Annotated in this window: 12 protein-coding genes; 8 read left to right on the top strand and 4 right to left on the bottom strand. The window is 42.0% G+C overall.

The genetic code is table 11. The features are described from left to right. The first annotated feature begins 161 nt into the window (after positions 1 to 161). Complete coding sequence (locus tag EC846_RS09265; protein ID WP_123774985.1) at positions 162 to 1,523, top strand: PQQ-dependent sugar dehydrogenase; 1,362 nt, start codon at positions 162 to 164, stop codon at positions 1,521 to 1,523. A 143-nt stretch (positions 1,524 to 1,666) separates the two neighbouring features. Continuing rightward, positions 1,667 to 2,107, top strand: coding sequence for a hypothetical protein (locus EC846_RS09270; protein ID WP_123774986.1), 441 nt, complete (start codon positions 1,667 to 1,669; stop codon positions 2,105 to 2,107). A gap of 540 nt (positions 2,108 to 2,647) precedes the next feature. On the opposite strand, the gene EC846_RS09275 is transcribed toward EC846_RS09270, so the two are convergent. Both EC846_RS09275 and EC846_RS09280 read right to left on the bottom strand, forming a co-directional pair. Then, positions 2,648 to 3,007, bottom strand: coding sequence for a hypothetical protein (locus tag EC846_RS09275; protein ID WP_005256487.1), 360 nt, complete (start codon positions 3,005 to 3,007; stop codon positions 2,648 to 2,650). 322 nt (positions 3,008 to 3,329) lie between these two features. Then, the gene (locus EC846_RS09280; RefSeq protein ID WP_123774987.1) at positions 3,330 to 4,034 is read right to left on the bottom strand and encodes an FMN-dependent NADH-azoreductase; all 705 of its coding nucleotides are present in this window, start codon (positions 4,032 to 4,034) and stop codon (positions 3,330 to 3,332) included. A 122-nt stretch (positions 4,035 to 4,156) separates the two neighbouring features. On the opposite strand from EC846_RS09280, the gene EC846_RS09285 reads away from it, so the two are divergent. After that, a complete protein-coding gene (locus EC846_RS09285) occupies positions 4,157 to 5,008 on the top strand; it encodes a LysR family transcriptional regulator (RefSeq protein ID WP_123774988.1) in 852 nt (283 codons plus the stop codon). A 69-nt stretch (positions 5,009 to 5,077) separates the two neighbouring features. Here EC846_RS09285 and EC846_RS09290 read toward each other — a convergent pair whose 3' ends face one another. Next, positions 5,078 to 5,470 carry a hypothetical protein gene (locus EC846_RS09290; RefSeq protein WP_005256493.1) on the bottom strand — a complete coding sequence of 131 codons (393 nt, stop codon included), beginning with the start codon at positions 5,468 to 5,470 and terminating at the stop codon, positions 5,078 to 5,080. Positions 5,471 to 5,870: 400 nt separating this feature from the next. On the opposite strand from EC846_RS09290, the gene EC846_RS09295 reads away from it, so the two are divergent. The 4 genes from EC846_RS09295 to EC846_RS09310 all read left to right on the top strand — a co-directional run bounded on the left by EC846_RS09295 (position 5,871) and on the right by EC846_RS09310 (position 10,498). Continuing rightward, positions 5,871 to 7,214 (top strand): spinster family MFS transporter, encoded by a 1,344-nt coding sequence (locus tag EC846_RS09295; RefSeq protein WP_004771091.1) that lies wholly within the window; start codon positions 5,871 to 5,873, stop codon positions 7,212 to 7,214. A gap of 88 nt (positions 7,215 to 7,302) precedes the next feature. Next, complete coding sequence (locus tag EC846_RS09300) at positions 7,303 to 8,313, top strand: helix-turn-helix domain-containing protein (protein WP_123774989.1); 1,011 nt, start codon at positions 7,303 to 7,305, stop codon at positions 8,311 to 8,313. An 84-nt stretch (positions 8,314 to 8,397) separates the two neighbouring features. Further along, positions 8,398 to 9,504, top strand: a complete 1,107-nt coding sequence (locus tag EC846_RS09305) for an NAD/NADP-dependent octopine/nopaline dehydrogenase family protein (protein WP_123774990.1) — start codon at positions 8,398 to 8,400, stop codon at positions 9,502 to 9,504. A gap of 1 nt (position 9,505) precedes the next feature. Continuing rightward, positions 9,506 to 10,498 carry a 3-hydroxybutyryl-CoA dehydrogenase gene (locus EC846_RS09310; RefSeq protein WP_123774991.1) on the top strand — a complete coding sequence of 331 codons (993 nt, stop codon included), beginning with the start codon at positions 9,506 to 9,508 and terminating at the stop codon, positions 10,496 to 10,498. A gap of 52 nt (positions 10,499 to 10,550) precedes the next feature. Here EC846_RS09310 and EC846_RS09315 read toward each other — a convergent pair whose 3' ends face one another. Continuing rightward, on the bottom strand, positions 10,551 to 11,018 hold the full coding sequence (locus EC846_RS09315) for a MarR family winged helix-turn-helix transcriptional regulator (protein ID WP_004771095.1): 468 nt from the start codon (positions 11,016 to 11,018) through the stop codon (positions 10,551 to 10,553). A 147-nt stretch (positions 11,019 to 11,165) separates the two neighbouring features. On the opposite strand from EC846_RS09315, the gene EC846_RS09320 reads away from it, so the two are divergent. Beyond that, positions 11,166 to 12,278, top strand: a complete 1,113-nt coding sequence (locus EC846_RS09320; RefSeq protein ID WP_123774992.1) for an amidase — start codon at positions 11,166 to 11,168, stop codon at positions 12,276 to 12,278. Positions 12,279 to 12,288: the final 10 nt, after the last annotated feature.

Here is a 12,288-nt window from a genome sequence, read left to right on the forward strand (position 1 = left end):
CTGTTTTCCTTCTCTTTGTATTTGTTTATATTTTAACGGCTAAGGCAGGTTTTAAACAGTTTATTTACATTAGAGACAATCTGTTAATCAAATCAGCTATACCTCATGTATAGATCGAATTATGCTGTTTGTAGTCATTAAAATAACAAGGAAAATTCCTGATGTCTTTACGGTTGTTATTCTCCCTGACTGGAAGCAGTCTTATTTTGATATTTACAGGTTGTACACCATCTTCTCAATATTCGATTAGCGATAGTTTTGGTCCACAGCCCGTTTTACCTGAACCGCAGTCGAGATTGATCCCGACTGTCAATATTGCACCCGCTAAAGGCTGGCCAAAGGGCAAGATGCCTACTACTGTTGAAGGTCTAAAAGTTCAAGCATTTGCCAGTGGACTAGATCATCCGAGGTGGTTGTATGTATTACCGAATGGTGATGTGTTGGTTGCTGAAACGGATGCACCGCCAAAACCAGAGGATAGCAAGGGCATTCGTGGAAAGATCATGAAAATGGTAATGAATCGTGCAGGCTCCTCATTGCCAAGTGCCAATCGCATTCGCTTATTACGAGATAGCAATGGCGATGGCATCGCAGATCAGAATACGGTTTTTCTACAAAATTTAAATTCGCCGTTTGGTATGGCCCTGGTGGGGAACATGCTTTATGTCGCCAATACGGATTCGCTAATGCGTTATCCCTATCAGGAGGATGCAACCCAAATAACGGCGAAAGGGACCAAGATGCTGGATTTACCCGCTGGGCCGCTCAATCATCATTGGACTAAAAACGTGATTGCCAATCCAGAAGGAACCAAACTTTATATCACGGTAGGTTCAAATAGTAATGTCGGTGAAAATGGGCTGGATCAGGAACAAGGTCGGGCCCAGATTCTGGAATATGATATTGCCACAGCAAAGGTCAGACTCTATGCAACGGGACTGCGTAATCCAAATGGCATGGGCTGGCAACCACAGGGTGGACAACTCTGGACGGTCGTTAATGAACGCGATGAACTCGGCAGTGATCTGGTTCCCGATTATATGACCTCTGTTAAAGACGGTGCCTTTTATGGTTGGCCGTATAGCTATTATGGTCAACATGTTGATAAACGGGTAAAACCACAAAATCCTGAGCTGGTTGCACGTGCACTAAAACCTGATTATGCCTTAGGTAACCATACTGCTTCTTTGGGCTTGGCCTTCTATGCAACAGAGCTTATGCCGCAGTATCGTGGTGGCGCATTCATTGGACAGCATGGTTCATGGAACCGTAAACCACATAGTGGTTATAAAGTGATTTTCGTGCCTTTTCGAAATGGACAGCCTTATGGTCAACCGCAAGATGTGCTCACAGGTTTCTTAAATGAGAAAGGTCAAGCTTTGGGGCGTCCAGTTGGCGTTGCAATTGATTTTTCAGGAGCGCTCTTAGTGGCTGACGATGTGGGCAATACGGTCTGGCGTGTCTCACCTGTTGCACAAACGACTTATGAAAGCCCAACGCAAAAGTATCAGCAGAAAAATTAGATATATCATCTAATTTTACGCTATCTAAAATGTTGTTATTAATATATTGTTTGTAGAAAATACATCTTTATCGTAAAACATTACAAATCTACTAAATTTTTAGTTCCATACTCAATGGGACATAACAACATGAGGATAGCGTCATGCCACAGTATTTGCGTATCGCTGATAATATTTACAGGCATTTTGAAGAGGAAAAAAAGTTTAACGTTCCACTTCAAGATTGTCTTAATTTCATTGTTAAACAGTTACGTGAAGAACTTAAGGATACCGACTTAAAATTATTGTATAACTACATCGATTTCGTGGAAGGCTTTCAGGATAGGCCGACCAAAGACCATATTAGTATTGATGTTAGTTTAGTCCCCAACTATAAGAATAAAGATGAATTTGTATTGTGGTTAGCTGGCTTTATTGAACGCATCACAGAAGGGGGCGTGAAGAGGCTTCCACCGATTCATGAGGAAATACCAGCAGAGTTTACATTTGAACGTGATCTGAGCATTATTCTGGCTAAGTTGAAAACCAGTTCTGCTGAGCAGATCAAATCGTATTTTGAAAGTGATGAATATAAGAATAATTAAATTAAAAAAATCATTGCGCTACAACGCTTTTCCATTCCATTGAATTATTGTTTAAAAAAGGCTTTTTTATAGAAGCCTTTTTTATTGTGTCTGTCATTTAAGAAAATCTTCGAAAAAAACCTTCAGTGTCGACTGTAAGAGTAAGAGGACTGTCATTCATTTTTTAGATTTTTTATTATTTAATTGTTCTGAAAGGTTAATTTAATGACCTTTAATGATATAAAATAGGAATAGATAGACGGTTATGTATAGTTTGTGTGACACATTATGTGTTTATAAAATAAAGCGTGATATAAATAGCGCACTAACGATGAACTTCTTGATGAATGTGTATATCGTAATCCCATTCTCTTCCCCAAGAGCTTGGGATTTTTTTTATTTGAACTTTAGCTGTTTAAAAAATGAGAATGAGAAATATAAGACAGCAGAGGAGATAAAATTAGAATTGAAATAATGAGAGACGGTTTTCAATGTGAATGAAAGCATCTGGAGAATTGGTCTAACAACGCATCCTCCAAACTCAAGAAAATGAACGATGTATTACTTTTTTTGCTTAAAACGATATTTGCATTTCAGACAGCGATAGTCCTGAAAAATATTCTTGTCGACCAGAACACCTGCTTTTTTGCCGAAAATATTTCCAATTACTCCACCTGTGATACCTGCACCAATTGCACCGACAAACGTTCCTACCGTACCGCCGACAATCACACCTAAAGGGCCAGCAACTGTACCAATTGCTGCGCCTATTGATGCACCACTTGCAGCACCACCAACTGTACCCGCCGTGGTTCCTGCGGCCGTGAGTAATACGCCGCCTGTAGTTCTCAATAACTTGTCATGATTACGTGTTTCAATTTCTGTAGAACCACATTTGGGGCATAGTATAGGTTTATCCATAAAACTATCCTGTATTCTCTATTGATGACTTTGACGTTGCCAAATCAGAAGGGGGGAAATAACTTGCTCACTTTGGAAAAAGTATATGTCTATCTTACGCGATCAGTTGTATACATAACGCATTATGGTTGATTTTAGCGGATACTTGAAATAAGTATTTATAGTTCATGTAAATACTTTTACTCTCACCCAGCGCTCTAAGAGCTGGAACTTTTAGCGTATTGTTGACCCAGAAAAATGAGTATCGCTTCTGCAAGAATAAGGCTGGGAATGGTCGCCTTACTCTTCATTAAAAATAATATGTTGTATGGCCTAAGCAAAACTAAGTCATCGCTACAGCTTTGGGTTCGGTCAGATGATTTAATTCATGACTGAGCGCGATCGCAAGCTGTTCTGCTTTAGCATAGGCATGTTCTACGGATTGTCGATGACGATCATCCGCAAATTCCTGATATTCAGAAGCAATTTCATAGATTTTATCTACTCCTAAATATTTGCTCACCGTATGCAAGTGTGGAACGAGATGACTCATCTGTTCTCTGACCCCGCCTTTTTCAAAACCAAATTCACCGCTTGAGCTAATAATCACCAACGTTTTGCTAGACAATGTCGGTTGTAAGGGAAAGTCACCGCGTGAAAGATCAAAATCAAAAGTTTTGTTCACGCGAGCGATTTGATCAAACCAAGCTTTGAGCTGAGCTGGCATGCCATAGTTGTACATGGGTGATGAAATGATGATGAGATCAGCCGCCACAATCTCCGCAATCAATTGATCTGAAAGACCAAGTATTTGTTGTTGTTCAGTGCTTCTTTTTTGTTCTGGTGTAAATGCTGCACCCATCCATTCCTGAGTTATAAACGGCGGTGGATTCATGCCTACATCACGATAAATATATTCATCTATAGCGAACTGTTTTTTCCAGCTTTGTATAAAGTGATGGGCAATGTTTTTGGAGATAGAGTTATGGTTTGGGTTAGGATTGTTGGCAGCGCGAATACTGGCATCGATATGTAAGATTGTACTCATTTGATCAGTCTCTGATTGATTTAATATATAGCCATTTTGGAATGAAGCAGAGCACTAGACAAACGAGTAAATCACAGCTATAGATGATTTTAAGTCATCTATTATTTTTATAGGAGCGTGGCATGCACGTTTCTTTACAGGCATTAAAAGCATTCGAGTCAGCCGCGCGCTTAGGCAGCTTTAAACTGGCAGCTGAGGAACTTTCGCTAACACCTACTGCGATTTCGCATCATATTGCCAAGCTTGAGCATCGGTTAAGTGTTGATTTATTCCATCGTGAAGTTAGAAAAATTGTCCTCACCGAGATCGGGGAAAAATTAGCGAAGCAGATTTCGCAAGGATTTAGAACAATTGAGAATGCTGTAGAAGAAGTTAGGCTAGCGAGCAATGTGCTGAAAGTAACGACGACTTCATCTTTAGCGGCTTTGATTTTAATCCCAGCATTGCATGAATTTTCTTTGATCCATCCCGATATTTCTGTAGAGGTTTCAACAGGAGAGACCCTAGACCAGCAACTCTATAATTTGCCTGTACGTTTGGGCAATATTGCGACGGTGCGTGCCTCAGAGGTTATTCGCTACGAAACATTTAATATGTTTGGCCGACAACAAATTGATCCGCTTGCTGCTGGCGATGAACCTATTGTGATTTTTACTACAATGTGGAAAAACAAGACATTGGCTGCACCCCCTTTGGAAAAATGGTGTGCGTTAAACGACATAGCGTCGTCAAATATTATCGTGAAAACTTTTGATCAGGAACTGTTTGGTATTCAGGAAGCACTGGCTGGCAATGGATTTGTATTTGCCTCTACCACTTTAATGAGTCGGTTGCTAAAAATGCAGCAGATCCAGCAATGTCAGACTCAGTCGATTCAGTCAGAACTGTGTTATTACATTCCATATAAAGACAAGCTCAGCAATCGTAAGACACACGATTTAATTGAATGGCTGGAGCGAAAATTAAATGAATGATTTTGGTTCAAACCCAATATTTCATGATTGCTCATGAATGACTGCATTTGAACCAGTCACATTGATGATTTAAGGCAAGAATGTTTCTTGCAAATAGCTCCACAACATTTTGCCATCAATTTCTTCAATCAATGCACAAGAGCGGCGGATTAGAATGCCAGACGCTTTGGTATGTTTTTCTGTATAAGTGAGCACAATGGCATCTGGTTTTTGCATTAAAATCTGCTCATCATAGATTTCAATCTGAATATCAGGCATTTTTCCCTGATTATTCGCAAACAAACCTTTAACTTCTTCTAATGAAATACGTTTGCCTGCTGCACCGACCATTTCAAAGTGATCGGCAAAATAGTCAATCAGTAGGGGAAGGTCTTGTTCTGAGTGTTTTCCGCTAAAAATTTTCTCGATCAGGACGTGCATGCTATGGATGCTTTCGATTGCTTGTTCTTTGATAAGAGCCATGTTCATTTCCATTGAAAATTGATTATCTAGCTTTATTTTAAAGCAAAAATAAATGTAAAATTCAATGTTATTTTAAAATAAATTTGAATTTCCTTTGTTGAGGTCGACTCCAATTTTAACCTTGTTTCTGAAATAAGATTTAATTTATCAATTGTTTAGTGTTATTAAAACCATTTTTTAATCTTTACTCCACCGTAAAATGATAAATATTGCGTGCTGAATTGGTAAAAAAGGTATAACTTTATACCCAAAATATTATGGAAAATTCCATGTAAAAATAATAATTATAGAGGGAGGAAATTTACCTTGTTGGAGGTCTGCCAGAAAAGGAGATGAGTTCTGGTCAACGGAGCCTTCAATAAGAAGACGCATTAGAAAAATACATTGACAAGGAAGCAAGATGGATACGCATTCAACAGAGCCAACACGTGCTCACTCAAATATATATGCATGGTATGTGGTATTACTCTGCATGCTGGCCTACATATTTTCATTTATCGACCGGCAAATACTGGCGCTGATGATTGAGCCAATCAAAGCCGATCTTGGTCTTTCCGATACACAGTTCAGCTTATTACATGGTTTGGCCTTTTCATTGTTTTATGCCTTTATGGGCTTGCCGCTGGCCTATCTGGCAGACCGTTTTTCACGTCCAAAAATTATTGCTATCGGGGTGGTGTTCTGGAGTATTGCAACGGCATTTTGTGGTCTAAGTAAAAACTTTATTCAACTGTTTTTGAGTCGTATGGGTGTGGGTGTGGGCGAAGCTGCTTTGTCACCTGCGGCTTATTCGATGTTTAGCGATATGTTTAGTAAAGACAAGCTGGGCCGTGCCGTGGCGGTGTATTCGATAGGTTCCTTTGTTGGTGGCGGTATTGCCTTTCTGGTGGGGGGGTATGTGATTGGTTTACTGAAAAATATGGATACCATCATGGTTCCAGTTTTTGGTGCACTCAAGGCATGGCAAGCTGCATTTATTATTGTCGGTCTACCGGGAGTATTTATCGGTTTACTGGTTTTATTGACGGTGAGAGAGCCGCAGCGTAAAGGCCAACGTTTAAATGCACAGGGGCAGGTTGAAAAGACCAGCATGAAAGATGCATTCAAGTTTATCAAAAAGCATGGCCGTACTTTTAAATGTCATTATTTAGGCTTTACCTTCTACGCGATGGCGCTGTATTGCCTGATCAGCTGGTCACCTGCATTTTATATGCGTAAGTTTGGTTTAACGCCGACTGAAGCGGGTTATATGCTCGGCAGTGTGCTATTGGTTGCCAATATTCTAGGCGTATTCTGTGCGGGGTGGTTGAATGACTGGTTTATTCAGAAGGGTCGTAAGGATGCCCCAATGATTACGGGTGTGATTGGGATTGTCGGTTTAATTATCCCGATGATGGTGTTTACGCAAGTGAATGAGTTGTGGTTGTCGGTGGTGTTTCTGGTGCCTGCGATGTTCTTTGCTTCCTTCCCGATGCCGATTTCAACCACCGCCATGCAAATGCTGGCGCCGAATCAGTTACGTGCACAAATTTCAGCAGTCTTCTTGTTGATTAGTAATTTGGTTGCGGTCGGGATTGGGACCACATTGGTGGCATTGATTACCGATAAAATCTTTGAAAATCCATTGATGGTCGGGATGTCACTGTCGATTGTCGGGACGATCTCTTGTGTACTAGCCTTCATTTTATTGAAAAAAGGCTGTCAGGCATTTAGCGACAGTATGCAACAGGAACATGCTTCTTGATCTGACCAAAGTACAAGTGTTAAGAGCCCATTCTTTTGCAATGGGCTTTGTGCTTTGCCGATAAAACCGATAATAAGGGAGTGAAGTGATGCAAGCGACGTTTAAACTGGATCATTTGCATTATCTGGATGAATTTTTATTATTTCAGTCCAATGATTACCAGACCATCAAAGATCAAATCAGTCATTATCTCTGCCCGCATCGTTTTGATGTTGAGACCCAAGAGCCGCTGAACACGCGCTTGAATGGTTTTAGTTTTGGTAATGGGGCGCTGTATGATCTGAAATATAGTGCACCCGTGGTGATCTGTATTGATGACAGTTCGAGTTTTTACCTGTTCAGGATTACGCTGGAAGGGCAATGTCAGGTCGGGGCAGCAAACCAGCAACTGCTACAATCCGTAGGTATTATGTCGGTCACGCATCCGCATACCCGACAGCAGATCGTCACCAATCAGCATTGCCGTAATATTATTTTAAAATTGTCCAAACAGGAGATCGAAATCCAGCTGTTTAAAATGCTGGGCCATACCAGTCAGGCACCAGTCTGGTTTGATAGCGGTTTATCTTGTACTGCGGAAGGGATCAGCTCAATTGTAGAAACGCTGAATTATCTCTGTCATGCCTATTACAATATTCAGAACTGGAGCTTTATTTCAGCCAGTTTTACTCAATATCTGATTGAGCTGATTTTGCTTAAAATCCCCAATAATTATAGTGAGCAGTTGAATGCACAGCGTCAGCAGCTTGTGCCAGGCTATATCAAAAAAGCGCAGCAGTATATTCAGGACAATCTGCATCAAGCGATTTCATTGGCAACGTTGAGTCAATATTGTGAGGTATCGATCCGCAGTCTACAAAAGGGCTTTAGCCAATATCTACAGCAGACACCCGTCGAATATATCCGTGAGCAACGTCTGGAACGGATACATTCCGCTTTACAGCAAGCCGTGGAACATCAAACTGTGACCGATATTTTACTGGATCATGGCATTCAAAGTTTTGGGCATTTCTCTACCTTGTATAAAAAGCGCTTCGGCTGTCTGCCTTCACACACCTTAAAAACGAATCCTGTGCAACTGGGTGAAACACTGTCGTAAATGGAATAATCACTGCGCATTTGGATAAGCCCGTTTACGTTGACCATTCTATGCTGAATAACAAATCAAGTAGCAGGAACGCACATGAAAATTACAGTACTCGGCGGTGGACACGGATGTTATGCAGCAGCGGCGGAAATGGCAGAAAAAGGCCATGAGGTGAAATTATGGCGCCGTGACCGCGACGCATTGCAACAGTTGGCGGCAACAGGCGAACTCAAGATTAAAGATTATCAGGGCGATCGTAGCGTCACGGTCGGTTTTGAGCAGAGTCAGATTAATCTGACCGATGATTTACAGCATGCCATTCAACATGCCGAACTGATTATTATTCCTTTACCTGCAACCACACATCTGGATTTGGCTCAGCAGGCCGCACCTTTCTTTCAAGCGGGCCAAGTGGTGTATTTACCGCCTGCAACTTTCGGTACTTTTATTTTTGCCAAAGCCATGCGTGAAGCAGGTAACACAGCCCAAGTGGCTTTTGCCGAAACAGGAACCTTACCGTATTTGGTGCGTAAGCACGGCGTGAATCAGATCGTGGTAAGTGGTTATGCGACCCGTCTACCAACGGGGGTATTGCCAAGTAGCTTGTCCAAACATGCATTCCAAATTTTAAAACAGGTGTATCCAAGTGTTGAGCCAATTGAAGACAGCTTGAGTGGTGCCTTAATGAATGCTGGCCCGATTATTCATCCACCGTTGATTTTGATGAACGCGGGACCACTGGAACATTTTGAGGCTTGGGATATTCATAATGAAGGGACACAACCGTCGATTCGCCGTGTCACCAATCAGCTTGACGCAGAGCGTATGCGTATACGGGAAGCATTGGGTTATGCTGCACCGCATTTTCCGCTGGCAGACCACTACAATAAAGCGGGTGAAGGCGATGAATGGATGTATGGCCGTGGGGCGCATGGTAAATTAACCGATAGTGGTGACTGGCGTGAGGACATCAACTTACAGACACATCGTTACATGCTGGAAGATACGCGTCTCGGGCTATCCTTTCTGGTTTCGGTGGGACGTTGGGCGGGTGTCGCTACCCCAGTGGCAGAAGGACTACTGAATATTGCTTCTGCGGTGACAGGCAAGGATTTATATCAGGACGGACGGACGTTTGAGAATCTGGGGCTGGCAGATAAAAGCAAAGATGAGTTGCAAGCGACTTTGCAGCAAGGAGTCTAGGATGAACCCAATTCAACAGGTTGCCGTACTCGGCGCTGGGCGAATGGGCAAAGCCATTGCAATTGCCTTTGCCTATGCGGGATTAAACGTGGCTTTAATCGATGCTCGACAACGCACGGAGGCTGAGTTTGAGCAATATCAGGCTCAAATCCAAACCGACTTAAAACAAGAATTGCAGTTGTTGGAAAGTATCCAGTTTATTCAATCTGAACAAACCGTATTTATTCTGGATCAGATTAAGATTTTAAGTCGCGAGGCTTCAATATCGGTCTTAGCGCGCTGTGATCTGGTGATGGAAGGTGTACCCGAGGTCAGACAAACCAAAGAAGATATTTTTACTTGGCTGGATCAATATATTACGCCGACTTGTATTGTTGCATCGACGACGTCCACCTTTCTGGTTACGGATATTGCACACATGATTTCTCATCCAGAACGGGTGGTGAATGCGCATTGGCTCAATCCTGCCTATCTGATTCCGCTGGTTGAGTTAAGTCGTTCTGAGCAAACTTCAGATGAGGCAGTAAATACCTTGAAAAGCTTCTTGCAGGCAATTGGCAAAGTGCCTGTGGTCTGTAATGCTCGAGCAGGTTATATCGTGCCACGGATTCAGGCGCTGGCAATGAATGAAGCGGCGCGAATGGTGGAAGAAGGTGTGGCTTCGGCAGAAGATATTGATATTGCCATTCGAACTGGTTTTGGCTTGCGCTTTTCTGTATTGGGCTTGCTGGAATTTATTGACTGGGGAGGTGGCGATATTCTGTATTATGCTTCGCAATATTTACAGCAGGAACTTGGGGAGCGTTATCGAACGCCTGAGATTATTGCCGAGAATATGCGACAGCAACGTAATGGCTTGAGAGAAAAGCAGGGGTTTTATAATTATCAGCAAGTTGATATTGCAGCTTATAAACAGCAAGTGCTGCATACTTTTTCAGACCGAATCGCCGCAAATCAGCTCAAACCGCCGTTTAATATTTTCAATCAGCAATAGATTTGATTGAAACCTAAGCCCATCTCTGAATAGACATGGGCTTTTTGCTGTTTTAACTCGATGGCATCAAATCAAACAGTTTTTTCAATTGACCATTCAACTGATGCAATTCAGCATCATCAAAAGCATTCAGAATCCCAGATAAAGTGACCTGACTGATCTGATTAATTTGTTCGACCAACTCTTTGCCTTTGTCGGTTAGTTTGACCATTGAGATGCGTTCATCTGCTTCTGATGAAAAAACTTGCACAATATCATCTTCAACCAGTCGATAAATGGCTTTGGTTGCCGTCGTTAGTTTGAGCGTAGAAAGGTTGGCAATCTCGGTAATGCTCGCTTGTTGCAGGGCATTGGTACTTAAAATAATTTTACGACGTGTATTATCGATTCCTAATTTTTTTATTGATTTTTCAATAAGCTGTGTGTATTTACCATTCACCTGCGAGATCCAGAAAAAAGGATAGCTTTGTAAGCTGCTCGGTTCATTGTTAGGTAGAAATTGTTCTAAATGAGTAAGCATAGCCAAGTCGTAACTTTATAAAAATGGACGATGATCATTATACAAAAATTAGAAACATTTTCTTTGTTCTTCATCATGAAAAATACTTGACAATTACATTACTTTTTCCGATATTTGTATTAATTATAAAAATACATGGAAAAGTGAATGAATATTGTTGTACAAGAGGTACACAAAGGTACAGGTGCACTGAAGGTCATGGTGAAAGATTCCATTGATATTCAAGGCATGAAAACCATGGCGGGCAGTAAAGCCTTGATGCAGAGTCAAGCCGCAACTGCCAATGCCGAAGTCGTCGAGCGTATTTTGGCAGCAGATTGTCAAATTACGGCGAAAACCAATTTGCATGAACTGGCTTTCGGGATCACAGGGATTAACCATACCTTTGGTACGGCGATTAACCCGAAATATCCTGAATTGATTCCGGGTGGATCATCTAGCGGTTCTGCGGCGGCAGTTGCAGCTGGTCTGGCAGATTTCACATTAGGCACGGATACAGGTGGTTCGATTCGTATGCCTGCGGCATGTTGTGGAGTGTATGGTTTAAAACCAACCTTTGGGCGAGTCAGTCGTCAAGGTGTCCATCCAGCAAGCAGTTCACTGGATTGTGTTGGCCCTTTTGCAAATTCAGTCGAAATGATTGAAAGCGCCATGCAAATCATTGATCCAACATTCCATGCACAGGCTGAATTAGCACAGGCACCGAAACTGGCGTGGCTCAATGTCGCTGCTGATTCAGTCGTCATTGAGACGATTCAGCATTATCTGACCCAAGCCAATCTGACAACATCAGCTGTGACTCTGGAAGGCTTTGAAGCTGCCTTCGATGCGGGCATGCAGATCATTAATTATGAAAATTGGCAGGCTTACGGTGAGTTGACTCAAACAGGCTTGCTGGGTGCTGACGTCAATGGACGTTTACTGAAAGCAGCCGACACCACATTGGCCCAAGTCAAACAGGCAGAACAGATTAAAGCAGATTTTACCGCTGAGATTGATGCTTTGCTGACCCAATACGATGCCTTGATTTTACCGACTTTGCCGCAGCTGCCGCCTAAGGTTGCTGATGCTGAAAATACCGTGGCTTTTTTAAATCTTACTGGTCTGGTTCGACCATTTAATCTTTCTGGGCATCCTGCGATTTCAGTACCACTGGAAACTGAACAAGGTCTACCAGTGGGTTTGCAAATTGTGGCGAAACGGAATGCGGATGAATATTTGTGTGCGATTGCGAAATATATCGTGAAAGCTGCGCAATAAATGACAAGGA

Origin of the sequence: Acinetobacter sp. BIGb0102, from assembly GCF_003815055.1 — a bacterium.
Lineage (GTDB): Bacteria > Pseudomonadota > Gammaproteobacteria > Pseudomonadales > Moraxellaceae > Acinetobacter > Acinetobacter vivianii.